Annotated in this window: 21 protein-coding genes, 1 tRNA gene and 1 pseudogene; 14 read left to right on the top strand and 9 right to left on the bottom strand. The window is 60.5% G+C overall.

Going from position 1 to position 23,627, the window contains the following annotated elements:
• The first annotated feature begins 5 nt into the window (after nt 1-5).
• Nucleotides 6-566, top strand: a complete 561-nt coding sequence (locus tag Tal182_RS09825) for a GNAT family N-acetyltransferase (RefSeq protein WP_085859301.1) — start codon at nt 6-8, stop codon at nt 564-566.
• 161 nt (nt 567-727) lie between these two features.
• Nucleotides 728-1,903, top strand: a complete 1,176-nt coding sequence (locus Tal182_RS09820; RefSeq protein ID WP_085859300.1) for an MFS transporter — start codon at nt 728-730, stop codon at nt 1,901-1,903.
• Between the two features lie 45 nt (nt 1,904-1,948).
• Here Tal182_RS09820 and Tal182_RS32205 read toward each other — a convergent pair whose 3' ends face one another.
• A complete protein-coding gene (locus tag Tal182_RS32205; protein ID WP_164517782.1) occupies nt 1,949-2,116 on the bottom strand; it encodes a hypothetical protein in 168 nt (55 codons plus the stop codon).
• A gap of 93 nt (nt 2,117-2,209) precedes the next feature.
• On the opposite strand from Tal182_RS32205, the gene Tal182_RS09815 reads away from it, so the two are divergent.
• On the top strand, nt 2,210-2,719 hold the full coding sequence (locus Tal182_RS09815) for a DUF1203 domain-containing protein (RefSeq protein WP_085859299.1): 510 nt from the start codon (nt 2,210-2,212) through the stop codon (nt 2,717-2,719).
• A 16-nt stretch (nt 2,720-2,735) separates the two neighbouring features.
• Here Tal182_RS09815 and ald read toward each other — a convergent pair whose 3' ends face one another.
• A complete protein-coding gene (gene ald / locus Tal182_RS09810; protein ID WP_085859298.1) occupies nt 2,736-3,854 on the bottom strand; it encodes an alanine dehydrogenase in 1,119 nt (372 codons plus the stop codon).
• Nucleotides 3,855-4,011: 157 nt separating this feature from the next.
• On the opposite strand from ald, the gene Tal182_RS09805 reads away from it, so the two are divergent.
• The 4 genes from Tal182_RS09805 to Tal182_RS09790 all read left to right on the top strand — a co-directional run bounded on the left by Tal182_RS09805 (nt 4,012) and on the right by Tal182_RS09790 (nt 8,291).
• Complete coding sequence (locus tag Tal182_RS09805; RefSeq protein ID WP_064802037.1) at nt 4,012-4,473, top strand: Lrp/AsnC family transcriptional regulator; 462 nt, start codon at nt 4,012-4,014, stop codon at nt 4,471-4,473.
• 72 nt (nt 4,474-4,545) lie between these two features.
• Nucleotides 4,546-5,457, top strand: coding sequence for a DMT family transporter (locus tag Tal182_RS09800; RefSeq protein ID WP_085859297.1), 912 nt, complete (start codon nt 4,546-4,548; stop codon nt 5,455-5,457).
• Nucleotides 5,458-5,612: 155 nt separating this feature from the next.
• Nucleotides 5,613-6,014, top strand: a complete 402-nt coding sequence (locus tag Tal182_RS09795) for a PilZ domain-containing protein (protein WP_064802033.1) — start codon at nt 5,613-5,615, stop codon at nt 6,012-6,014.
• A 288-nt stretch (nt 6,015-6,302) separates the two neighbouring features.
• On the top strand, nt 6,303-8,291 hold the full coding sequence (locus Tal182_RS09790) for a bifunctional 2',3'-cyclic-nucleotide 2'-phosphodiesterase/3'-nucleotidase (RefSeq protein ID WP_085859296.1): 1,989 nt from the start codon (nt 6,303-6,305) through the stop codon (nt 8,289-8,291).
• A 42-nt stretch (nt 8,292-8,333) separates the two neighbouring features.
• Here the strand turns inward: Tal182_RS09790 and Tal182_RS09785 are convergent, their stop codons facing one another.
• Nucleotides 8,334-9,302: a LysR family transcriptional regulator gene (locus Tal182_RS09785; protein WP_064802029.1), complete on the bottom strand. Its 969-nt coding sequence runs from the start codon at nt 9,300-9,302 to the stop codon at nt 8,334-8,336.
• 139 nt (nt 9,303-9,441) lie between these two features.
• Between Tal182_RS09785 and Tal182_RS09780 the strand changes: the two genes are divergently transcribed.
• Nucleotides 9,442-10,056 carry an FMN-dependent NADH-azoreductase gene (locus tag Tal182_RS09780; protein ID WP_064802027.1) on the top strand — a complete coding sequence of 205 codons (615 nt, stop codon included), beginning with the start codon at nt 9,442-9,444 and terminating at the stop codon, nt 10,054-10,056.
• 48 nt (nt 10,057-10,104) lie between these two features.
• On the opposite strand, the gene Tal182_RS09775 is transcribed toward Tal182_RS09780, so the two are convergent.
• Nucleotides 10,105-10,680: a TetR/AcrR family transcriptional regulator gene (locus tag Tal182_RS09775; protein WP_085859295.1), complete on the bottom strand. Its 576-nt coding sequence runs from the start codon at nt 10,678-10,680 to the stop codon at nt 10,105-10,107.
• Between the two features lie 106 nt (nt 10,681-10,786).
• On the opposite strand from Tal182_RS09775, the gene Tal182_RS09770 reads away from it, so the two are divergent.
• On the top strand, nt 10,787-11,563 hold the full coding sequence (locus Tal182_RS09770) for an SDR family oxidoreductase (RefSeq protein ID WP_085859294.1): 777 nt from the start codon (nt 10,787-10,789) through the stop codon (nt 11,561-11,563).
• Between the two features lie 204 nt (nt 11,564-11,767).
• On the opposite strand, the gene Tal182_RS09765 is transcribed toward Tal182_RS09770, so the two are convergent.
• The 3 genes from Tal182_RS09765 to ilvA form a co-directional block, all read right to left on the bottom strand.
• Entirely contained in the window at nt 11,768-13,039 is a 1,272-nt protein-coding gene (locus tag Tal182_RS09765) for a GGDEF domain-containing protein (RefSeq protein ID WP_170965909.1), read from the bottom strand.
• Between the two features lie 234 nt (nt 13,040-13,273).
• Nucleotides 13,274-13,600, bottom strand: coding sequence for an HlyU family transcriptional regulator (locus tag Tal182_RS09760; RefSeq protein WP_064802021.1), 327 nt, complete (start codon nt 13,598-13,600; stop codon nt 13,274-13,276).
• Nucleotides 13,601-13,637: 37 nt separating this feature from the next.
• Nucleotides 13,638-14,888 carry a threonine ammonia-lyase gene (gene ilvA, locus Tal182_RS09755; protein ID WP_085859293.1) on the bottom strand — a complete coding sequence of 417 codons (1,251 nt, stop codon included), beginning with the start codon at nt 14,886-14,888 and terminating at the stop codon, nt 13,638-13,640.
• Nucleotides 14,889-15,067: 179 nt separating this feature from the next.
• On the opposite strand from ilvA, the gene Tal182_RS09750 reads away from it, so the two are divergent.
• Nucleotides 15,068-15,442 (top strand): VanZ family protein, encoded by a 375-nt coding sequence (locus Tal182_RS09750; protein ID WP_064802017.1) that lies wholly within the window; start codon nt 15,068-15,070, stop codon nt 15,440-15,442.
• Nucleotides 15,443-15,833: 391 nt separating this feature from the next.
• On the opposite strand, the gene Tal182_RS09745 is transcribed toward Tal182_RS09750, so the two are convergent.
• Nucleotides 15,834-15,919 (bottom strand) — tRNA-Leu (locus Tal182_RS09745).
• Between the two features lie 218 nt (nt 15,920-16,137).
• Nucleotides 16,138-16,288: pseudogene (locus Tal182_RS31645) on the bottom strand (flavodoxin domain-containing protein); the annotation flags it as partial.
• A 253-nt stretch (nt 16,289-16,541) separates the two neighbouring features.
• Between Tal182_RS31645 and Tal182_RS09740 the strand changes: the two are divergent.
• The 4 genes from Tal182_RS09740 (at nt 16,542) to Tal182_RS09725 (ending at nt 23,401) form a co-directional block, all read left to right on the top strand.
• Nucleotides 16,542-17,318, top strand: a complete 777-nt coding sequence (locus tag Tal182_RS09740) for a competence/damage-inducible protein A (RefSeq protein ID WP_085859292.1) — start codon at nt 16,542-16,544, stop codon at nt 17,316-17,318.
• A 92-nt stretch (nt 17,319-17,410) separates the two neighbouring features.
• A complete protein-coding gene (locus tag Tal182_RS09735; RefSeq protein WP_085859291.1) occupies nt 17,411-18,253 on the top strand; it encodes a universal stress protein in 843 nt (280 codons plus the stop codon).
• A gap of 217 nt (nt 18,254-18,470) precedes the next feature.
• Complete coding sequence (gene gpt, locus Tal182_RS09730; RefSeq protein WP_064810155.1) at nt 18,471-18,965, top strand: xanthine phosphoribosyltransferase; 495 nt, start codon at nt 18,471-18,473, stop codon at nt 18,963-18,965.
• 623 nt (nt 18,966-19,588) lie between these two features.
• Nucleotides 19,589-23,401 (top strand): vitamin B12-dependent ribonucleotide reductase, encoded by a 3,813-nt coding sequence (locus Tal182_RS09725; RefSeq protein WP_085859290.1) that lies wholly within the window; start codon nt 19,589-19,591, stop codon nt 23,399-23,401.
• Nucleotides 23,402-23,627 lie beyond the last annotated feature (226 nt).

Below are 23,627 nucleotides of genomic sequence, written 5' to 3'. Positions count from 1 at the left end.
CCGCCATGGGAAAGACGCCCGCTTCGCTCAAAGCGCATATCACCCGTCTTGAAATGACGGCGCCGCCGAAGGCCAGCATGCCGGTGCCGGTCAATATCCAGACGGCGATCATGCGTGCGCCAGGCATACCATTGCCCTTTTACCGCTATCTCTATCGACAGGTAGGCGCGCGCTGGCAGTGGGTGGACCGGCTGCGCATGAGCGACGAGCAACTGGCAGAGACGCTGAACGACAAGCGCAACAATATCAGCGTCCTCTACGTGAACGGCGCACCAGCCGGCTTCTACGAATATTTCTGCGAAGACGAGGAGACGATCGAACTCAGCCATTTCGGCCTGATCGAACATGCGCTCGGCCTCGGCATCGGCAAATGGTTTCTGCTGCAGGCGCTCTATGCCATTTGGGCGCTCGATCCGAAGCGCGTCACCACGACCACCAACAATCTCGACCATCCGCGCGCGCTGCAGCTCTATCAGATGTACGGCTTTTCCCCTGTCTCGACCGGCACCGGCATTGTGCGACCGCTGAGTGACAAGGAGCTTCTGGAGCTTGCGCGGAAAAGCTAAGGCTGTTGCTGACAGGAGCTTTATGCTGACATTGGTTGTCAGCAGCGGTGTAGATAATCTGGAAACCGCTGGTTTCTGAACCGAGCCATCTTACCCGGAAAGCTTCACTATGCTGGCGCTCGCTGGGCTTCAGTCCATATCCCATCGGAGCAGGTCCTGAGATGAAGCCGCACCACCGTATTTTCTTCATCCAGTTTGCCGTCGCCCTTTCCGTGGGGGCTTTTCTTTCGCGCCTGCCTGATCTTCAGCGCAAATTCGGCCTCACGGAGGGCGAGCTCGGGCTTTTGCTCGCCATCATGTCCTTGGGGGTTCTCTGCGGGCTGACATTTTCGGTGAGGATCATCGAGAGGCTTGGTGCGCGCACCACAGCTTTCGTCACGGTGTTCGGTGCATCCCTGTTCTTATCGATGATCTCCTGGATGCCTTCAGCTCTCCCCGCAATGCCATTGTTCTTCATCGCCGGTCTTTTCACCGGCGCATTCGAGATCAACGCCAATATCGAAACCGATCGTCACGAGGCCCTGCTTGGATATCGCATCATGAGCCGGGCGCACGGCATGTGGAGCCTCGGCTTCTGCATGACCGCCCTTGTCGCCGCCAGCATGCGGCAGGCCGGCATCTCCATCGAACTACACATCTTCCTCGTCCTCCTGACCGTTCTCATTTCAGGCTCGATCGTCTTCTCGAAGATCGAGACCGCACCTCCGCGGCAGGACGCGCACTCCGGAGAGATCCCCCTCATCGCTTTTCCGACTATCGGGCTGTTGCCCCTTTGCCTGATAGGCGCAGCACCGCTCTTGGCTGAAGGCGCGAGCGTCGATTGGTCAGCGATCTACATGCGTGACGTCTTTGCCGCCGAGCCCTTCATCGGCGGGCTCAGCGTGACGATATTCTCCTTCTGCATCGCCATCGGACGGCTTGCAATGGATCCTGTGATCGACCGTTTCAATCCACAGCCGGTCGCAATAGTCCTTCTCGCAATCGTCGTCGCCGGGCTTCTTATGGTCGCGACGGCAGCACACCCCGTGATAGCGCTCGTAGGCTTCGGCCTGACCGGTATCGGCTGCTCGTCGGTCTATCCGCTTGCCATCTCGGCTGCGGCCCGGCGTGCGGACCGACCGGCTCCGGTCAACGTCGCAGCACTTGGGCAGACGACCTTTCTCGTGTTTTTTGCCGGCCCGCCCCTGCTTGGTTTTATTGCCGAATATGTCGGTATCCGCTTTTCCTATTGGGCGGTGGTCCCCGTTATCGTCGCCGCTCTTTTGATCACCAAGGCGCTTGCCGCTGCTCCCATGCCGGCCATAGGAGCGCAGCAAGCTGTGCGGTCCCAAGGCTGACGTGGCTGACTTCAGCGTGGAGATCGGTCGCGCAAGCAGAAACAGCTAACGCTGCGTCAGGCTGCCTGGGCGGTGTGGATCATTGCGGCGCTCGAGGTCGAACATACGGCTCGACTGCTCCTTCAGTTCCGCCACTTCCCGGCGCAAAGCCGTGAGTTCTTCCAATATTTCGGTGTTCTGCTGCGCCGGCAGCGGCAGATCGACTTCGATCAAGGCATTCTCCTTTCACGATGCAGCGTCGCAAGAAACGGGTGGCTTCCACGATGACGCGGGTGCATTTCATGGCAATCACAGAGGAGATTTACCATGAACGCCATTTGTTTTATCGCCATGCCGACCGCTGATGCCGAAGCCCTCTGGAATGGTGGCCGAGACGCCTATGACAACCCGCCCGAGACGATGATTTCAGACGGTGACGGCAACCCTTGCCGCCATTGCCTGCAGAATATCGGAGAGGGCGAGGAGATGCTGGTTTTCGCCTACCGGCCCTTCCCGGAGCTGCAGCCCTATGCCGAAACCGGGCCGATTTTCCTCCACAAACAGCCCTGCCGGCGTTACGCCGCCGAAGAAATCCAGCCGCCGATGCTGACAATGAGCCCGGATTTCATCGTCCGCGGCTATAGCGCCGATGATCGCATCGTCTACGGCACCGGCGCGGTGACCGATATCGCCGATATTCCGGCCTATGCCGGGACATTGCTGGCGCGGCCGGATATCGCCTACGTGCATGTGCGCTCGGCACGCAACAACTGCTTTCAATGCCGGATCGACAAGATAAAGGCGCCGGCCCTTGCGGAGACCGGCGCCTATAGTTGACCTTGAGTCAGGCAGCTTACGCTACGTTGAGCACGCTCTCCGGCGCGAAAGCCTCGTAACCGAGCGCCTCGGCGACCGGCTTGTTGGTGATACGGCCTTTGTGCACGTTGAGGCCGTTCCTCAAGTGCTTGTCCTCGGCGATGGCGCGCAGGCCGCGGTCGGCAAGCGCAAGCCCATGGACCAGCGTGGCGTTGTTCAGCGCATGCGCCGACGTGACCGGTACTGCGCCGGGCATGTTGGCGACGCAATAATGCACGACGCCGTCGACCTCATAAGTCGGATCGGAATGCGTCGTCGCATGCGAGGTTTCGAAGCAGCCGCCCTGGTCGATGGCGACGTCGACGATGACGGCACCCTTCTTCATGCCGGACAGCATTTCGCGGGTAACGAGCTTCGGAGCGGCAGCACCCGGGATCAACACGGCGCCGATGATGAGATCGGCCGAGAAGACCTCCTCCTCCAGCGCCTGGATGCTGGAATAACGCGTGTGGACACGGCCAGCGAAGATGTCGTCGAGCTGACGCAGGCGCGGCAGGGATTTGTCGAGGACGCTGACATCGGCGCCGAGTCCGGCGGCCATTCTGGCGGCATGCAGGCCGACGACGCCGCCGCCGATGACTGCGACCTTGGCCGGCAGCACGCCGGGCACGCCCCCGAGCAGGACACCGAGACCGCCATTGGCCTTCTGCAAGGCTGTCGCTCCGGCCTGAATAGACAGGCGCCCGGCGACTTCGGACATCGGCGCCAGCAGCGGCAGGCCGCCGCGCTCGTCGGTCACCGTCTCATAGGCGATTGCGGTGACGCCGGAGGCGAGAAGACCCTTGGTCTGGTCGGGATCGGGCGCCAGATGCAGATAGGTGTAGAGCAGCTGACCATCGCGAAGCTGCGCCCATTCGGAGGGCTGCGGCTCCTTGACCTTGACGACCATGTCGCACTTTTCGAAAATATCCTTGGCGGAGGCGGCGATCTTCGCGCCAGCCGCGGCATAGGCGGCATCATCGGCACCGATGCCGGCGCCCGCCTTGGTCTCGACCCAGACCTCGTGGCCATGCGCCACATATTCGCGCACCGAAGCAGGCGTTAGGCCGACGCGATATTCATGATTTTTGATTTCCTTCGGGCAACCGACACGCATTTCGCGTTCCTCTCTCTTTTGTCTCCGCGATCGCGGATCTCCTCTGCGACCGATCCAACCACCAAGGCTGCGAAATGTCCTTGCAAAGACGGTTTGCGCAGACGCGGTTTTTCGGTGATTATTGCGTCTTCAACTCTTATCTTCGAAGGTTCTTCGAATGGCCGATCTCGACACCATCGATCTTGCGATTCTGAAGGTTTTGCAGGCCGATGCCCGCATCACCAATGCTGAGCTCGCCGAGAGGATCGGGCTTTCCCCTTCGGCCTGTTCGCGCCGGCTCGACATTCTTGAAAGAAGCGGCGTCATCGACGGCTACCATGCGCGGCTTTCGCACAAGGCGCTCGACTACAAGATGATCGCCATCGTGCATATTTCACTCTCAGGCCAGTTCGCCAAGACGCTGGCGGAGTTCGAGTCGGCGGTGAAGCTCTGCCCCAACGTGCTCGTCTGCTACCTGATGTCGGGCGAATACGACTACATCCTTAGGGTCGCCGCCCGTGACCTCGAAGACTATGAGCGCATCCATCGCGACTGGCTGTCGGCCCTCCCCCATGTGGTCAAGATCAATTCGAGTTTCGCGCTCAGAGAAATCATCGACAGGCCGAATGTGGGGCTTTGAGGCCTTGCTTATTTTCCGAATGCCTGACCAGACTTTCGGCGCGCGCGGGCATCTCCCGCTTATTGGCATGTCATGAAATCGAAGACCCACGGTTATATTTTCGCCCTGCTGGCGCTCACCATCTTTTCGTTGCAGGACGCCATCTCCAAACACCTGGCATCCACCTATCCGCCGATCTTCGTGACGATGATCCGCTACTGGGCCTTCGGGCTTTTCACAGTCATTCTCGCTTCGAAGATGCGCGGCGGTCTCAAGGCGACGGCCCGCACCAAACGACCCGCCTTGCAGGTGGCGCGCGGCTTGCTGCTTGCGGTTCAGGTGGTTCTGGCCATCACCTGTTTTGCCGTGATCGGCCTTGCCCGTTCACAGGCGATCTTCTCCGCGACGCCAATCCTGATCGCACTGCTGGCAATGCCGATCCTCGGCGAGCGAGTCGGATGGCGGCGATGGGCGGCAATCGGCGCCGGGCTTTTCGGAGTGCTGCTGATCCTTAAACCGGAAGGCGATTTTTTCGACCTGAAGCTGCTTCTCGCCGTCGCTTCCTGCTTCAATTTCGCCTTCTACGTCATCGCCACACGGCTCGTCAGCCGCGACGATTCTTCGACGACCAGCTTCTTCTATACCGGTGTCGTCGGCGCCGTCGCGATGACGCTGATCGGGCCGTTCTACTGGAGCTGGATGTCATCAGGCGACTGGGGCTGGATGGCGCTGGTCTGCGTGACCAGCATTTCCAGCCACTATTTCCTGATCCGCGCCTATGATAGTCTCGATGCGGCCGCCGTTCAGCCGCTGACCTATCTGTCCCTCGTCTACGCTTCGATCATCGGCGTGACGATCTATGGCGAAACGCTCAGTCTCAACACGATCGTCGGCTCGGCGATCGTGGTCGCCGCCGGCATCTTCACAGTCTGGCGCGAACATCTGGTGGCGCGCAGAACGGCCGCCGCCCGTGGCGCCGCATTTGATTCAGGCGACCTGCGCTAGCCGGTCGTACACCATTGGCTTTCCAGAATCGCTGCACGCATCTCGGCGACATGCAGTAACGCCAACCGACAGTTTCATTGCAATTTTAGCCAAGCCACTAAAACCATTTCAATTTTCGGGCGGTATGCTCTCCGACTGTATCCGAGGGAGACAGTATGACCCGCAACTTGAAAATCACGGCGAGAAAGGCCGATCGGCAAAACTGCCGTGTCTTCGGCAGCGTCAAATATCTGAACAGCCAAGTGGATGTCCGCATTCTCAACCTGTCGGTGACCGGCGCCGCCCTGGAGACGAAGACGCCGCTCCATGCCGCTTCCGGCAGCAAGGTGCGCATCGAAGCCGAAAATATCGGACTGCTCGAAGGCATCATCCGCTGGAAGCACAATGGCCGCATCGGCGTGCAGTTCGATGTGAATTCGAATGCGCGGGCACAGGTCGCCTCCTATTTCCGCTTTTTCCATAAGGAAATACGGCCGGTGCTGGCGGTTCGTCAGCTGAGAGCCGCGACCAGCGGCGACCGCCCGCCTCATTTGGCGACGTCAACGCTGAAATCGTAAGGCCGCACCGCTTTTGCGCCGAGGCACATCGCGGCCGTAAAGCGGCTGCGCTTTGTCGACCACACCGGGCGCGGTGCGCCCGAAATCTTTGACCCTTTCCAATGACGACCCTGCTCGCGCCCCTCCTCGAGGGATTCGGTCGGAAGATCTCGCTATAAGTTGCGTTTTAAAACCATTTCGCCTTTGCCACGGATTGTTTCCGTCCTGTCATTTTCGCAGTGTACTCCTCGCCAAATCGTCCTAATGCTGAGGGGCCGGACGATGCATGATCTTTGAAGGAGAGCTTCCATGTCTTCCATTTTCGATGTCGGCCTGATGAGCCGTCGTTCCCTGCTTGGCGGCCTTGCCGCCACCTCCGCCCTGGTGCTGCTGCACCCATTCAGTGCGCGTGCCAGCGCCAACCAGGCGCATCTCCGGCTGATGGAAACGACGGACATTCACGTCAACGTTTTCCCCTATGACTATTATGCCGACAAGCCGAACGACACGATGGGTCTGGCGCGCACCGGGACGATCATCGACAATATCCGTGCGGAAGCCGTCAACTCGCTGCTGATCGACAATGGCGACGTGCTGCAGGGCAATCCGATGGGCGACTACATGGCCTATCAGCACGGCATGAAGGACGGTGACGTCCATCCCGTGATAAAGGCGATGAACACGCTCGGCTATACTGTCGGCACGCTCGGGAATCACGAGTTCAATTACGGCCTCGACTTCATGTTCAAGGTGCTGTCGGGCGCCAACTTCCCCTTCGTCTGCGCCAACCTGACCAAAGGCCAGCTCGCCTCGAACCCGAAGCAGGACGACCTTTTCTTCAAGCCTTACGTCATTGTCGAAAAGCAGATCAAGGACGGCGCCGGCAAGGAAAGACCGGTCAAGATCGGCTTCATCGGCTTCGTGCCGCCGCAGATCATGCTCTGGGATATCAAGAACCTCGAGGGCAAGGCGCAGACGCGAGATATCGTCGAGGCCGCCAAGGCCTGGGTCCCCGCGATGAAGGAGGCCGGTGCCGATATCGTCATCGCACTCTCCCATTCCGGCATCGACGGCAGCGCGCCGTCCGAAAAAATGGAAAACGCCTCACTGCATCTGGCCGCCGTCGAGGGGATCGACGCGATCTTCACCGGTCACCAGCATCTCGTCTTCCCCGGCCCGAAGAGCTGGGACGGCGTCGCCAATGCCGACCCGGTCAAGGGCACACTGCATGGCAAGCCGGCTGTGATGGCAGGCTTCTGGGGCTCGCATCTCGGCCTTATCGACCTGCTGCTCGAAAAGGACGGCAACAGCTGGAAGATCGTCGACTTCACCTCGGAAGCCCGGCCGATCTATCATCGCGACGACAAGAAGAAAGTAGTCGCCGATTACGCCGACAAGAAAGAGGTGATCGAGGCCGCCAAATCAGAGCATGAGGCGACGCTCGCCTATGTCCGCACGCCCGTCGGCAAGACCTCCGCGCCGCTCTATTCCTATTTCGCGCTGGTCGCCGACGATCCTTCCGTGCAGGTCGTCAGCCAGGCCCAGACCTGGTATATCAAGCAGATGCTCGCCGACACCGAATTCAAGGATCTGCCGGTGCTTTCAGCTGCGGCTCCCTTCAAGGCCGGCGGTCGCGGCGGCGCGGATTATTATACCGACGTTCCGGCCGGCGATATCGCCATCAAGAACGTCGCCGACCTCTACCTCTATCCGAACACGGTGCAGGCTGTCGCCATCACCGGCGCGCAGGTGAAGAACTGGCTCGAAATGTCGGCCGGCATGTTCAATCACATCGAAGCCGGCTCGAAGGACGCGCCGCTGCTCAACAACGACTTCCCATCCTATAATTTCGACGTCATCGACGGCGTGACCTATCAGATCGACCTGTCGCAGCCGCCGAAATATGATTCCTCCGGCAAGGCCATCAATCCGGATGCCAACCGCATCCAGAACCTCGCCTTTGATGGCAAGCCGATCGATCCGACTCAGAAGTTCGTCGTCGTCACCAACAATTACCGCGCCGGCGGCGGCGGCAGTTTCCCGGAGATCGCAGCGGACAAGGTGATCTTCCAGGCGCCTGATACCAATCGCGACGTCATCGTCCGCTACGTCCACGACCAGGGCACGATCAATCCGTCGGCCGATGCGAACTGGACCTTCAAGCCGCTGCCGGGCACGACCGTTACCTTCGACAGCGGGCCGAAAGCAAAGCAGTTCCTCGCCGCAGTCAAGAGCGTCAAGATCGAGGAGGCCGGCGAAGGAGCGGATGGCTTCTCGAAGTTCAGGCTCGTTCTATAGGCAGGCAAATCCCGACGAAGGCGCGGCACACCCGCGCCTTCGTCACTCGGCTGCAAGCGGTGGAATGGTATCGCGCAGTTCCGCCATCTGCGCATGAAAATCGGCCTGGTTCGGGCAGTTTGATAACCGCGTACGGAACGCGTCGATCATCCAGCTGGCGGCAGGTCCGGGCGGGTTGGCGAGCTGGCGCATCGAGTAGATGGCGTACTCGCCCTGTTCATAGGCCTCGAGATCGAGATGGACGAGCGCGCCGCTGCGCAAGTCGTCATGCATTATGGATGCCGGAAGTCCGCCCCAGCCGAGTCCGGCCTTGATAAGCTGGTGTTTCGTCGCGATATCGCTGACCCGCCACGTCTTGTACGACAAGACATTGAAATCCCGTCCCTTGGTGCGGCCTGAGGCGTCGGTGACGACGAGCTGCACTTCCTCGCGCACGTCGCCGAGTGTCAACGGCCGGTCGATGCGGGCAAGCGGGTGGTCGGGTGCGGCAACGGGCAACATGAAGGAATGGCCAATCCGCTCCGTGATGATCGAATCATCCTGCTTCAGCACAGCGCCGCCAATGCCGATCGTCGCCTTGCCGCTCAATACGAGGTCCATGACCATTCCGAGCTCGCCGACATTGAGGTTCAATGAAACGGTCGGAAACGTCTCGCGGAATTCGTGCAGCACGTCCACCACGGCCCGCGAGGGCACCATGACGCTGATGGCCACGGAAACCTCCGCTTCAAGCCCTTCCCTCAGGCTTTTGACGCGCGCCCGCATGACCTGCAGGTCACCCAGAATACGGCGCGCATCCTCGAGCATCGCCTTGCCCGCCTCAGTCAGCTTCGGCTGGCGCGCGCCGGAACGCTCGAAAAGCGCCACTTCCAGCTGCGCCTCCAGGTTGGCGATCGTATAGCTGATAACCGATTGCGCCCGGTTCAATGCCCTTGAAGCGGCCGAGAAGCTGCCGGTTTCGGCAACCGTCAAAAACACCTGCAATTGATCCAGGGTCGGGTTCGGAAGCATCTTCCATCCATTCCATCGATAGTTTCGATCGACATTATCTCCGTTTTTTCGATAGCAGGCCAGACTTATTTTCCTGTTCGACACCGCGGCTCACCTCCCAGCAACGAGCCGTTCCGTTCAATTCGAAAGGAAATGATCCATGTCGTCCATTCTTCTTCTGACGTCCAGCCCGCGTGCCGAATCACTCTCGACGCCGATCGCCGCCGATCTCGCCGAAAAGCTGAAAAACCAGAAACCGGGCAGTGTCGTCGTCCGCCGCGACCTTGCCGCCACCCCGCTGCCGCATATCGACGACCTCTTCACCGGCGCGATCCGCAAGCCGGCGGAAGCCCGCACCGCCGAAGAGATCGCCGCCATCAAGACCTCCGACGAACTGGTCGCCGAACTGTTTGCCGCCGACACGATCGTCATCAGCACCGGCCTGATCAACTTCAACATCTATTCGTCGCTGAAGACGTGGATCGACAATGTCGCCCGCGCGGGCGTGACCTTCAAGTACACGGAAAGCGGCCCGGTCGGCCTCGTGACCGGCAAGAAAGTCTATGTGGTGCTTGCTTCGGGCGGCGTCTACTCGCAGGGACCGGCTGCTCCCCTGAACCATGCCGTGCCTTACCTGAAATCGGTTCTCGGCTTCCTCGGCATCACCGATATCGAGACCATCTATGTCGAAGGCCTGGCTTTCGGCCCGGAAGCCGCTGAAAAGGCCATCGGCGCCGCCAAGTCGCGCGTCGAGGAAATCGCACTCGCAGCCTGATCGGCTGCCGAACCCTCCATTGAACGGCCGGCACGTGCCGGCCGTTCGTCATTTGCCGATATCGGCGACAAAATCCCGGATCGTCTCCAGGATTTCGCCCGAAAGCCCCTCATTCGAGGAAACCCTGGCAAGGCCGACGCCGCCTGCCATCATCGCGAAAGTCATGATGGCCTTTTGCCGTCTTTCCCCCTCATTCGCTCCCGTGGCCTTGCTGGCCAAAGCCTCGAAATTACGTTCGAGCCGCTCCGTCGCAATGCGCCGCGCCTTCTCGCCGCTGCGCGCGATATCGGAGGTCAGCGCGGCGAAAGGGCAGCCTTCGCCCGGATTGTCGCGGTGATAGGCGCTGACATAGCGATCGGCGACATCGGCAGCCGTCATCTTCGCCGGGTCAACCCCCTCTGCTTCCAGCCTGCGCCCCCATGAATCGAAGGCGGACTCGATCGCTTCGGCGACGAGATCGTCACGGGAGGCGAAGTGTTTGTAGAAGCCGCCGACGGTCAGACCGGCTTCCTTCATCAGGTCGGCGACGCCGATGCCATCAAGCCCCTCTTCGCGCAGCCGCTTTGACGCGGTCTCGACGATCTTCTCGTGCGTCTTCTGTTTTTCCAGCTGCGAACGCCCCATCGGAACCTCATCGAATTGTCTGTTGACTCCCATGGATTACAATCATAATCCTTATAGATAACGATTATAATCCAGATCGTTGCCATTTCCAAGAGGAGCATGAATCATGCGTCTAAGAAACAAGGTCGCCCTGATCACCGGCGGAAACAGCGGTATCGGTCTTGCGACCGCCAAAGTCTTCATCAACGAGGGTGCCAAGGTGGTGATCACCGGCCGCAACCCGGAAACGCTTGCCGCTGCCGAAAAGGCGCTTGGGAGCGGTGTGCTGGCGCTGAAGGTCGATGTCACCGATGCCGCCGCCACCGAGAAGGCTTTTGCGGAAGCTGCCGCGAAGGTCGGAAAGTTCGACATCGTCTTCGCGAACGCCGGCATCGGCGGCGCAACACCACTCGGTGACACGTCGCCGGAGCAGTTCAATCGAATCATCAGCACCAATCTGACGGCGGTATTCTTCACCGTGCAATCGGCCCTGCCGCATCTCAGCGACGGCAGCTCGGTTGTTCTCAACGGTTCAGTGCATGCCGTGCTCGGCGCTCCCGGCTGGTCGGCCTATGCGGCGACCAAGGCGGCGGTGCGCGCCATGACGCGCAATATGGCGTCGGAACTTGCGCCGCGCGGCATCCGCGTCAACCAGGTGACACCAGGCGGCACGAAGACGCCGATCTGGTCGCCGATGGCGCCAACGGAAGATGCGATGTCGGCGCTCGAAGCTCGGATGGGCGGCCTGAGCCCGCTCGGCCGCATGAGCGAAGCCGACGAAATCGCCAAGGCAGCGCTCTATCTCGCCTCGGATGATTCCGCCAACGTCACCGGCATCGAAATCACCGTCGATGGCGGCATGACGGGCGCGCCATCCGGCGCCAAGATCTTCCGCGCCGCCTGACTGCAGTGGGGGCTGGCAAAACTTGCCCAGCCCCCCGTCCCTGCGCAGCCAGCCTTGCTACGGTTACATTGTCCCAACTCTTACGCATGGCGCGGTGAGCACATTAAGGATGGCAAAAACCACAGGCTCGAAGGAACATGTTGCGATTTTCGCAACATCGCGAACACCGGCCATCCTGCTACGGTGATCGACACGATCAGCCACCTAACTCGGTTGCACCATGCCGGAGCGGCCGACGACGCAGTTGCGTCCGCTTTTCTTTGCCGCGTAGAGCCTGCCGTCGGCGGCGGTGAGCACCGTCGTAAAGCTGATGCCGTCCTCGTCAGCTGTGGCAACGCCGATGCTGACCGTCACCGGCTTGTCATCCGGCGTTTTGACGCTGGTCTCGATCGTCCAGCGCAGGCGATCGGCAAGCAGCAGCCCCTCCTCATGGCTTGTGCCGGGGCAGACGGCGACGAATTCCTCCCCGCCGAAGCGGAAGATGCGGTCGCTGGACCGCAGCGTCGTGCCGAGCCGGGCGGCGATCGCCTTCAGCACCTCGTCGCCCTGAAGATGGCCGTGACCATCGTTGACATCCTTGAAGTGATCGGCGTCGATAATGAGGACGGTGGCAAACAGCCCCTGCCTCAAGGCCTCGCGTAGCATCAGCGGCGCTTCGAGTTCCATGCGCGTACGGTCATAGACGCCAGTGAGCATATCGCGGCCGGTGCGCTCCAGGAGGTCGTTATAGCGTTCGCGAAAGGTGAGATCACCGAAGACGTCGCTGATGGAGCGCGCGGCGGCGTCGGCGCCAAGGCGGCGGATCCGATATTCATAGACGGCAAACATCGCCCCATAGAGGCAGACGGAGAGCATCTTCGCCTTCCAGCCACCCCAGAATACGGCGACCGGAACATCGAGGAAATAGTGCAGCGCGGCGAAGAAGCCGACCTGATCGAAAGTCAGCAGCACAAAGCCGGAGATCATGAAACGCAGGACGACATGCCTGCGGAAGAAATCGCCGAGTTTTTCGTAGAGCAGGATGATGCCGAGCGAATCGACATAGAGCAGCGCCGTGCCCCAGATCATCAGCCAGCCCATCTCCTTCAGGAAATCGACGTCGGGCGTGTTGTTCGACGACAGCTGTAGCGGCTGATGCAACTGCAGCACCCAGGCGATGCCGACGGTAAGCAGATTGCCGAGAAACAAGCCGTAGATAGGCTGGCGCACCGTCGCGGCATCCTCCCACAGATACAGCATCAGGATCATCATCAGCTTGCCGGAGAAGAAGACGGATGAGCCCGGGGACACATCGCCGAACGGCAGCGAGACGTAAAAGACCGCCGCTAGGTAGGTCTCCATGAAATGCATGACGCCGAGCGCCGTCAAGAAAACCCCGAGGCCGAGCCGATGGCGGAAATGCAGAAGCGTCACCATCAGCACGAAATAGGCGATGGCTTCGACGACGAAGAGCGCGAGGTTGAGTGCCTCCATCACGGCACCGAGACGTCCGGCAGGCGTCTTCGCGGCCGGGCGGGCACTGCGATCACGACAGCGGATCCTTTGATCGATCGTCTGAAAAATTGAAGCACAAAAGCGGCCCCGCAAATCCTGCAAACGATAGCTTTCGCCGCAATCCTTTAAAATTGCGTGTGCAAGATCACCTGACCGGAATCAGAACCGACGACATACGATTGAAAGGCAATCGCCGAGCGGGACTGGATTCCGACTTCAGACCTGACGGATCTTCTCGCCATCACTGAAGAGTGACGACCCATGCTGATCGATAATCTGCTGCGCCTTGCGCACCGTGCATTCGATTGCGTCGTCGGAGGAGGAAAACATATCGGCGCGGATGAAACTGCGCACCAGCACCTCGTCGCCGACCTTCTTTTCAATGCGGCCGGCAAGGCGATACTGGCTGCCTTCCTTCCGCGGCTCCGCATAGATCGTGCAATCGCCGTAAAGCTGCGGCTCGCCGGACGGGCCTGCCGCCTGCGAGGCCGGTTTGGCCCCGCCGGAGAACATCGAAAAAAGATTGGAAATGAATGAAGCCATGTCGTGTCTCTAGCACGGCGGCATTACGATCGCCAAGTCAAATGATCAGGTTAGCGAGGATCTCGTTTTCGGTGATATCCTCGTAACCCATGCCGGAGGCTTCGAAATTTGCAATCAGCCGGGCGAAATTCTCGGGCGCCTTGGTTTCGATGCCGATCAGGATCGAGCCGAAGTTGCGCGCCGATTTTTTCAGATATTCGAAGCGGGCGATGTCGTCGTCGGGTCCGAGCAGATTGAGGAAATCCCTGAGCGCCCCGGGACGTTGGGCAAGCCGCAGGATGAAGTATTTCTTCAGCCCTGCGTAACGCATGGCTCTTTCCTTTATGTCAGGCAGGCGCTCGAAGTCGAAATTGCCGCCGGAGACGACGGCGACGATGGTCTTGCCGCGGATCGCCTGCCGATCCATCGCGGCGATTGCCGTCAGCGACAAGGCGCCGGCCGGCTCCAGCACGACGCCCTCGACGTTCAGCATCTCCTGGATGGTGACGCAGATGGCGTTTTCCGGCAACAGTTGCACTTGGCTTGCCGGAAAATCGCGAAGAGCGGCGAAATTCAGATCGCCGATGCGGGCGACCGCTGCGCCGTCGACGAAGTTGTCGACCTTAGCAAGCGTCGTCACCTTGCCTGCCTCGATGCTGCGTCTGAGGCTCGGCGCGCCGGACGGTTCGGCGAAGACAAAGGACGATTTCGGCACGACGCCGTCGAGATAACCGGTGATGCCGGCGGCCAGTCCGCCGCCGCCGACCGGCAGAACCACCATATCGGGCACCGTTCCCTCAGGCAGCTGCTGCATGATCTCGGCAGCGACCGTCGCCTGCCCCTCGATGATATCGGCATGGTCGAAAGGTGGCACCATGACGCCGCCGACCGCCTCGACATGCTCGCGCGCCGCCTGATAGCACTGATCGAAAAAGTCGCCGAACAGCCGGATGGTGATGAATTGCGCACCGAACATGCGCGTCTTGTCGATTTTCTGCTGCGGCGTCGTCACCGGCATGAAAACGACGCCCGGCACGCCGAAATGACGACAGACATAGGCAAAGCCCTGGGCATGGTTGCCGGCCGAGGCGCAGACGAAGGTCTTGCCGGCCGCCCCCTGCCCGATCGCCTTGCGGAAAAAATTGAAGGCGCCGCGGATCTTATAGGAGCGCACCGGCGACAGATCCTCGCGCTTCAGCCAGATGTCGGCGCCGTAGCGGGCCGAGAGATGATCATTGAGCTGCAGCGGCGTTGCCGGAAAGAGGCTACGCATTGCCTCTTCGGCGCTTTCGACTTCAAGTCTCGTCACGGGCGTGGTCCATTCTCATGATTGGTCACCGCCGCTATGGCACAGGCTGGCGGCCAAAGGAAAGGATTCACTGACCGGCCGGCTCAGCCCATAGAGCCTTTCTTAAGCCAATCGCAAAATCGGCGGCAGATGAACTGATTTTAACTGTCAATGGAAAGGCTTGCCACTTATATGGAGCGATGATGATCTTCAAATTCGCAAGACCGCTCGCCTGGCTGCTGCTCGCCTTCATCCTCTTTGTCACGGTTTCGCCGATCGGGCTGAGACCGGATACGGTCACGACGGTCGATACGGACCGCGGCGCCGCCTATGTTCTTCTCGGCCTCGCCTTTGCGCTCGCCTATCCAAAACAGTGGAAACTGGTGGCCGTGCTGCTGATCATTGGGGCAGTTGGCATCGAATATCTGCAGTATTTCTCGCCGACCCGCCATCCGCGCCTGCATGATGCGGGCATCAAGGCCATGGGCGCCGCTCTCGGCCTCGTCGCCGGCTGGGTGATCAACAGATGGCGCGAGAGCAGAGCTCCAAACGGCCTGCCTTTCGCAGAACGCTGATTATTGCGGATCAGAAACCCGGCAAATCCAATGCCCAGAAAAACAGCGGTATCGCAGCCACAACAGTTGCAAGAACAAGTGCGACGCTCGTCTTGAATATCCGGACGCGCCGAACCCTGGTCCCGCTCCAATCGTAAACCATCGTCTTACTCCCAGAAGACAACACTTACTCGCCGCGGCGCAATCCTTGCACCGAAAATGTCATTGTCAAGCAATAACGCGCTTTTGCGCGCAATATACAGGCATATTCAAACACGATTATGAAGATTGTTGCAGCTAACCGGAGCATTATCGAACCAGTCCGCCTTCGTTCCCAACAGAACTACGGCGCGACTGCCTTCGTTTGGCTGCTCTCTTCGGCTCGCCGAGCAGAAGCACAGAGAGCGTAGGCTGGTGCGGGCGACGGGGATCGAACCCGTATAGCCTAAGGCCGAGGGATTTTAAGTCCCTTGCGTCTACCAGTTTCGCCACGCCCGCTTGCGGCGTTTTCAATATCTTGCGTCATGGGCGATGGGAAGAGCCGTAGGGCGTAAAAATAATATCGGCTCTGCCGGCCGCCGCCACGGAATGAATGAGCAGGCATATCAACGAGAAATCGAGCGTCAGCGCCGCTCGTTCGTCTGGCCCAAGAAACTGGAAAAGGCGCGGCGGGCTCACGCCAATCGCGCCTTCATCGTTTACGCATCGAGATCAAGGGAAGCCTTGGCGACCTCTTCCGGAACCAGTTCCGGGATGCGCTTGACGGTTACGTCGGCACCAGCCGACCTCGCGCCTTCAGCAACGGCATAGGCCATGGTTTCGATATGGCCGTAGGCCGAGTAATTAAAGAACGAGAACTTTCGCCATCTTCCATTTTCCTTGAAACACCGGGAATTTCGTAACCGGCGGATTTCTAACAGCGCCCAAGGCGAAGGCAGCCCTGCGCGGGAGAACTCAATGTTCAACGTCCCCGATTTGGCGCGAAAGTGACGCATCGGCTGGTGCTAACGAGCATGATATCGTCCGAAAACCGCTGACACTTTTCGGCACCACGCGCGCGTGTTTGCAAAGCGGCCCAAGGACGCTACCTATTGACCAGCCTCACATCACGGAACATCCCATGAGCCATGACACCGTCGTCACCGCCGCCATGCTCGCCATCGGCGACGAACTCCTTTCCGGCCGCACCAAGGACAAGAACATTGGCCACCTCGCCGATCTGCTCACGCTGTCCGGCATCGATCTCAAGGAAGTGCGAATCGTCGCCGACGACGAGGAGGCGATCGTCGAAGCGCTGAATGCGCTTCGCGCCCGATATGATTACGTCTTCACCTCGGGCGGTATCGGGCCGACGCATGACGACATCACCGCCGATGCGATCGCCAAGGCTTTCGGTCTGCCCTGCGAATATGACGAAGCGGCAATGACCCTGCTGGCCGATATGTACCGTCGCCGCGAGATGGAATTCACCGAGGCGCGCCAGCGTATGGCCCGCATGCCGCGGGGTGCCGTCCATATCCCCAATCCGGTGTCGACGGCGCCGGGTTTCATCATCGGCAATGTCTATGTTATGGCAGGCGTGCCGCAGGTCTTTCAGGCGATGGTCGACAATGTGCTGCCGACGCTTCGAACCGGCACGCCGGTGCTCTCGCTCGCCATCGCCTGCCCTTATGGCGAGGGTGATATCGGCACGCCGCTTGCCGCAATCCAGAAAGCGCATCCGGATACCAGCATCGGTTCCTATCCGCGTTATATCGGCCAGAAATTCTCGACCGAGATCGTCGTGCGCGGCCGCTCGCAACCGGCAATCGATGCAGCCGGCGCCGAGGTCCACGCGTTGATCGACGCCATCCGCCGGAACAAGGAGATCGTAGAAAACCATTCCGCCGAGGCTTGAGGAGCCGGACTTTGATCCCCGTCAAGGAACGGGAGAACGGTCCGGTGCATTCCGTCCCTCGCGCACGTCATTTCAGCGCAAGGAGAATTGATATGTCCTACAAAACCATTCTCGCCATTCTCGATACGGCAGACAATAGCGCCGCCGTTGCCGATTTCGCCTTTGCGATTGCCGCAGAAAGCGGTGCTCACGTGATCGGCCTGCATGCCGAAACCATATCGGCCGTGCCGCTGGTGGCACCGATGGAAATTCCCGATCCGGTGGCCGTCCAGGCGCTGCAGGATATGGCGCATGGTGAAACGGTCGCCGTGGAACGCATCTTTCAGGCGAAAGCGCAGGCCGCCGACGCCTCCTCGGAATGGCGCAGCTTTACCACCTCCACCGGCTACGGTTCCGCACCGCTGATCGAAAGCGCTCGCAGCGCCGATCTTTTGATCGCATCGCAGGCCGACCCGGCCAATCCCTCCGACAGTCACGTGGACGTCGACAGCTTCCTCTTCGAGACCGGGCGACCGGTGCTGATGATCCCTTACGTCATCCGCCAGCCGAAGCCGATCAAGCGCGTGCTGATCGCCTGGAATGGCTCGAAGGAGGCGGCGCGCGCGACCTTCGATGCGCTGCCCTTCCTGAAAGCGGCCGAGGAGGTGGAGATTTTTTCGGTCGACCCGGCCGATACCGCCCTGCAATCGCCGCTCACATCAGGCGCCGAGATCGCCGCCGCACTTGCCCGCCATGGCGTGAAGACGACACTTGCGACGGGCCACAGCGTCGACAGGAATGCCTCGCATGTCATCGAAAACCGGCTGTCGGACAGCAGCATCGATCTTCTCGTCATGGGCGCCTATACCCATTCCCGGCTCTGGCAGGCGATCTTCGGCGGCACGACGAAGAGCCTGCTGCAATCGATGACGGCGCTGACCCTGTTGTCGCGATGAGCGGCTGCTCTTGCGTTTTACCGGCAAATCCCGCTAATTGCTGCCACCGATGAAGGCTTCCAGCCCCGGCCACGCCTCGCGCAGTAGCAGGTGCGATCTCGCGCAGCAGCTGGCGATCTCGCGCAGTTCCGGCTGCGCGATTTGCGTTTTGCCGCTGAAGCCGTCCGGTCGCCGGTGAACGGCGTTTCGTCTCTATTCATGCCGCGGAGCAGCCCCAATGTCCCTTCCCGATAAAGCCTTTCCCGTTTCCTGGGATCAATTCCACCGCGATGCGCGTGCCCTTGCCTGGCGGCTTGCCGGCCTCGATCAGGCCTTCAAGGCGATCGTCTGCATCACCCGCGGCGGCCTTGTTCCGGCCGCAATCATCTCGCGCGAGCTGAATATCCGCCTGATCGAGACCGTCTGCATCGCCTCCTATCATGACTATGTGAACCAGGGCGACATGGTGCTGCTCAAGGGAATTGCGCCCGAGCTTGCCGAAAACGGCGGCGAAGGCGTGCTCGTCGTCGACGATCTGACGGATACCGGCAAAACAGCCGCGCAGGTGCGCACCATGCTGCCGAAGGCGCATTTCGCCTGCGTCTACGCCAAGCCGAAGGGTGTGCCGACCGTCGATACCTTCATCACCGAGGTCAGCCAGGACACCTGGATCTATTTCCCCTGGGACATGGGCTTCACCTACCAGGAACCAATCGCCAAGGGCGCGCGTTGATCGCCGCAAATCCGCAGTGCGCCGCTATCCCGGCGCACTTTGACAGCGCTGATTTCCTCAGCGAATCGGCATGCGCATTTGCGCCGGAAATGCCATCACAAGATTTGCCGCAGGACACTTTTTTGCCGCTGCGGCATTTTCCTTAGCCGGGAATGCCCGCAAGTCATTGTATTTTCAGCGCTCCCGGGCTTTCCCCAATCTCCACAGGCGCATCCACAAGATGTTGTGGTTACCATTCAATTAAAAACCAGCCCTTGACGGAATCAGCGGTTTCCAACTTTACTGTTTCTGATGTTGCGGCGGCGACAGGACCGGAGGTACGAGCCCGGTTCCCTTTGAAAAACAAGACGCAGATTGAGGCTGTTGTGCCGGAACCGGCCCAGGCCAGAGAGGATTTCTGCGCGGTTTTCTGCCTCCAAAAAAAGTGACATCGGGGCTGGCGATAATAAGCTGTTAATACTATATTTAGTGTTTGCAGCCACCATCACCACAAGATACAGGAAGGACATCTCCGGATGACACCCCTGTCACGATACGGAAACGAGACTGGCTGCACGACGACAATGTGCCGCCGGATAGGAAATTTGCGCCCCGGGGACGGGCGCCAACGCGAGGTCAAGACTATGCGCATCGAACGTCGTTTCACGAAGGCCGGCCAAGGCGCCTATGCGGATATCGAATTCCGCAAGGCGACGAGCGAGATCAAGAACCCGGACGGGTCGATCGTCTTCCGCCTCGAGAATATCGACGTTCCCGCGCAGTTCTCCCAGGTCGCGACCGACGTTCTGGCGCAGAAGTATTTCCGCAAGGCCGGCGTCCCCACCCGGCTGAAGAAGGTCGAGGAAAACGACGTTCCTTCCTTCCTGTGGCGCTCCGTTCCCGACGATGCAGCGCTGAAGACCCTGCCCAGGGAAGAGCAGACCGGCTCCGAAATCGATGCGCGCCAGGTATTTGATCGTCTCGCCGGCACCTGGACCTATTGGGGCTGGAAGGGCGGCTATTTCTCTTCGGAAGAAGATGCTGCCGCCTTCAAGGACGAGCTTGCCTATATGCTCGCCACCCAACGCGTCGCCCCGAACTCGCCGCAATGGTTCAACACCGGCCTGCACTGGGCCTACGGCATCGACGGCCCCGGTCAGGGCCATTTCTACGTCGATCCCTTCACCGGCAAGCTGACCAAATCCAAGTCGGCCTACGAACATCCGCAGCCGCATGCCTGCTTCATCCAGTCGGTCGAGGACGATCTCGTCAACGAAGGCGGCATCATGGATCTCTGGGTGCGTGAAGCGCGCCTGTTCAAATACGGCTCCGGCACTGGCTCCAATTTCTCGATGCTGCGCGGCGAAGGCGAAAAGCTTTCCGGCGGCGGCCGCTCCTCCGGCCTGATGAGCTTCCTGAAGATCGGCGACCGCGCCGCCGGCGCTATCAAATCGGGCGGCACGACGCGCCGCGCCGCCAAGATGGTGGTCGTCGACATCGACCATCCCGATATCGAGGAATACATCAACTGGAAGGTCAAGGAAGAGCAGAAGGTTGCGGCTCTCGTCACCGGCTCCAAGATTGTCGCCAAGCACCTGAAGGCGATCATGAAGGCCTGCTTCAATTGCGAAGGCGACAACGGCGATTGCTTCGACCCGGCCAAGAACCCTGCCCTGAAGCGCGAGATCCGCGCCGCCAAGAAGGACCAGGTTCCTGAAAACTACGTCCAGCGCGTCATCCAGTTCGCTCGCCAGGGCTACAAGGACCTCGAATTCAAGACCTACGACACGGACTGGGATTCGGAAGCCTACCTCACGGTATCGGGCCAGAACTCCAACAACTCGGTCTCGATCAAGGACGACTTCCTGCGCGCCGTGGAAAATGACGGCGAATGGAAGCTGACCGCCCGCAAGGACGGCAAGGTCATGAAGACGCTGAAGGCGCGCGAGCTCTGGGAAACGATTTCCTATGCCGCCTGGGCCTCGGCCGATCCGGGCATCCACTTTAACACGACGATGAACGACTGGCACACCTCGCCGGCCGGCGGCCCGATCCGCGGCTCGAACCCGTGCTCGGAATACATGTTCCTCGACGACACGGCCTGCAACCTCGCCTCGCTGAACCTCCTGCAGTTCAAGGATAAGGCCACCAAGCGCATCAATATCGGCGACTACGAACACGCCGTTCGCCTGTGGACCGTCGTGCTGGAAATCTCGGTGATGATGGCGCAGTTCCCGTCGAAGCGCATTGCCGAACTCTCCTACGAATACCGCACGCTCGGCCTCGGCTACGCCAATATCGGAGGCCTGCTGATGTCGTCGGGCATTCCCTACGACTCCACTGAGGCCCGCGCCATCGCCGGTTCGCTGACTGCGATCATGACCGGCATCTGCTATGCGACCTCGGCCGAGATCGCCGGCGAACTCGGCCCCTTCCCGAACTTCGCGCCGAACCGCGAGAGCATGCTCAGGGTCATCCGCAACCATCGCCGCGCCGCTTACGGCGAAACCTCCGGCTATGAGGCGCTGTCGATCGATCCGGTCGCGCTGATCCATTCGGAAAACCCCGATCAGGATCTCGCCGCCCATGCCAAATCGGCCTGGGACAAGGCGCTCGAGCTCGGCGAAAAGCACGGCTACCGCAATGCCCAGGTTTCGGTCATCGCGCCCACCGGCACGATCGGCCTCGTCATGGATTGCGACACGACGGGCATCGAGCCCGACTTCGCCCTCGTCAAGTTCAAGAAGCTCGCCGGCGGCGGCTACTTCAAGATCATCAACCGCGCCGTGCCGGAAGCGCTGCGCACGCTCGGCTATTCGGAAAGCCAGATCGCCGAGATCGAGGCCTATGCGGTCGGCCACGGCAACCTGAACCAGGCACCGGCGATCAACCCGTCGACGCTGAAGGCCAAGGGCCTGACCGACGAAAAGGTGGAAGCCGTCAACGCCGCGCTGAAGAGCGCCTTCGACATCAAGTTCGTCTTCAATCAGTGGACGCTCGGCGCCGACTTCCTGAAGGACACGCTGAAGGTTTCCGACGAGCAGCTCGCCGACATGAGCTTCAACTTGCTCGACCACATGGGCTTCTCGAAGAAGGACATCGAAGCCGCCAATATCCATGTCTGCGGTGCGATGACGCTGGAAGGCGCGCCCTTCCTCAAGGCAGAGCATCTGCCGGTCTTCGATTGCGCCAATCCTTGCGGCAAGATCGGCAAACGCTATCTCTCCGTCGAAAGCCACATCCGCATGATGGCGGCTGCCCAGCCCTTCATCTCGGGCGCGATTTCCAAGACGATCAACATGCCGAACGAGGCGACCGTCGAGGATTGCAAGAACGCCTACATGCTGTCCTGGAAGCTCGGCCTCAAGGCCAACGCCCTCTATCGCGACGGCTCGAAGCTGTCGCAGCCGCTCAACGCCTCGCTGATCGAAGACGAGGACGAGGAGGATGCGCTGGAGGACCTGCTGCAGGCGCCCGTCGCCGCCCAGGCCGTCACCATCACCGAGAAGATCATCGAGCGGGTGATCGAACGCGTTTCGCGCGAACGCGAGAAGCTGCCGAACCGCCGCCAGGGTTATACCCAGAAGGCCGCCGTCGGCGGACACAAGGTCTATCTCCGCACCGGTGAATTCGGCGACGGCCGCCTCGGCGAGATCTTCATCGACATGCACAAGGAAGGCGCTGCCTTCCGCGCGATGATGAACAATTTCGCCATCGCCATCTCGCTCGGCCTGCAATATGGCGTGCCGCTCGAGGAATATGTCGAGGCCTTCACCTTCACCAAGTTCGAGCCGGCCGGCATGGTCATCGGCAACGATGCGATCAAGAACGCCACCTCGATCCTCGACTATGTCTTCCGCGAACTGGCCGTCTCCTATCTCGGCCGTCATGACCTCGCGCATGTCGACACGTCGGATTTTTCGAACACGGCGCTCGGCAAGGGCATCCAGGAAGGCAAGACCAACCTGCTCTCCACCGGCTGGACCCGCGGCTACAAGCCGACGCTGGTTTCCGGCACCGGCGGCGAACGCCAGGCGGGCGAACCCAAGGGTGCGGCCACCGCGGCCCCCGCCCGCGCCGCTTCCACCGGCACCGTTACCGCCTTTGCAGGTGCCGCGGCCCGCAAGCTGGAGCCGACCGCCGCCATCTCCACCTCCGAAATCGTCGCCTTCAAGCGCGATTACGAGGAGCGCGCCAAGGAATTGGCCGAGGAAATCGCCGAAGAAGTGAGCGAGGAAATCACCAGCGACGCCACCGCCCTCTTCTCCGACAAGGCGGAAGCAGACGCGGCAACGGCCAAGACGGAAGCCAAGAAGGTGGAAGCCGAACGCCGCCAGCGCTCGATCATGCAGGGCTATACCGGCAACATGTGCTCGGAATGCCAGAACTTCACGATGGTGCGGAATGGCACCTGCGAGAAATGCGACACGTGCGGTGCGACGAGCGGCTGCAGCTGAGCAGGCTTGCGGTTCTGCAGTGTGTCGCGTCCAACGAAACATCATACGGGAGCCGATTGTTTGGATTCTTCTAGCCAAAAACCTCCCCAGACCTGAATTTCACAGGACCAATGATTAAGGGCCTGATTGCCCCAAGAGATGTCACGGCGTTCGAAACGCCGCCAGTGGGGCGATAGAGAGGCCGCTGTCAAAGATCCGGGCGCTGAAAAGTGCCCGGAAATGCCAG

It is taken from the genome of Rhizobium sp. TAL182, from assembly GCF_002117725.1.
GTDB lineage: Bacteria > Pseudomonadota > Alphaproteobacteria > Rhizobiales > Rhizobiaceae > Rhizobium > Rhizobium esperanzae.
This window is presented reverse-complemented; position numbering and strand designations above follow the sequence as displayed.

Bases quoted from the DNA above. Each gene is read 5' to 3' on its own strand.
- Tal182_RS09825 (WP_085859301.1), top strand. From the start codon at position 6: ATGGGAAAGACGCCCGCTTCGCTCAAAGCGCATATCACCCGTCTTGAA.
- Tal182_RS09820 (WP_085859300.1), top strand. From the start codon at position 728: ATGAAGCCGCACCACCGTATTTTCTTCATCCAGTTTGCCGTCGCCCTT.
- Tal182_RS09815 (WP_085859299.1), top strand. From the start codon at position 2,210: ATGAACGCCATTTGTTTTATCGCCATGCCGACCGCTGATGCCGAAGCC.
- ald (WP_085859298.1), bottom strand. From the start codon at position 3,854: ATGCGTGTCGGTTGCCCGAAGGAAATCAAAAATCATGAATATCGCGTC.
- Tal182_RS09805 (WP_064802037.1), top strand. From the start codon at position 4,012: ATGGCCGATCTCGACACCATCGATCTTGCGATTCTGAAGGTTTTGCAG.
- Tal182_RS09800 (WP_085859297.1), top strand. From the start codon at position 4,546: ATGAAATCGAAGACCCACGGTTATATTTTCGCCCTGCTGGCGCTCACC.
- Tal182_RS09795 (WP_064802033.1), top strand. From the start codon at position 5,613: ATGACCCGCAACTTGAAAATCACGGCGAGAAAGGCCGATCGGCAAAAC.
- Tal182_RS09790 (WP_085859296.1), top strand. From the start codon at position 6,303: ATGTCTTCCATTTTCGATGTCGGCCTGATGAGCCGTCGTTCCCTGCTT.
- Tal182_RS09785 (WP_064802029.1), bottom strand. From the start codon at position 9,302: ATGCTTCCGAACCCGACCCTGGATCAATTGCAGGTGTTTTTGACGGTT.
- Tal182_RS09780 (WP_064802027.1), top strand. From the start codon at position 9,442: ATGTCGTCCATTCTTCTTCTGACGTCCAGCCCGCGTGCCGAATCACTC.
- Tal182_RS09775 (WP_085859295.1), bottom strand. From the start codon at position 10,680: ATGGGGCGTTCGCAGCTGGAAAAACAGAAGACGCACGAGAAGATCGTC.
- Tal182_RS09770 (WP_085859294.1), top strand. From the start codon at position 10,787: ATGCGTCTAAGAAACAAGGTCGCCCTGATCACCGGCGGAAACAGCGGT.
- Tal182_RS09760 (WP_064802021.1), bottom strand. From the start codon at position 13,600: ATGGCTTCATTCATTTCCAATCTTTTTTCGATGTTCTCCGGCGGGGCC.
- Tal182_RS09750 (WP_064802017.1), top strand. From the start codon at position 15,068: ATGATGATCTTCAAATTCGCAAGACCGCTCGCCTGGCTGCTGCTCGCC.
- Tal182_RS09740 (WP_085859292.1), top strand. From the start codon at position 16,542: ATGAGCCATGACACCGTCGTCACCGCCGCCATGCTCGCCATCGGCGAC.
- Tal182_RS09735 (WP_085859291.1), top strand. From the start codon at position 17,411: ATGTCCTACAAAACCATTCTCGCCATTCTCGATACGGCAGACAATAGC.
- gpt (WP_064810155.1), top strand. From the start codon at position 18,471: ATGTCCCTTCCCGATAAAGCCTTTCCCGTTTCCTGGGATCAATTCCAC.
- Tal182_RS09725 (WP_085859290.1), top strand. From the start codon at position 19,589: ATGCGCATCGAACGTCGTTTCACGAAGGCCGGCCAAGGCGCCTATGCG.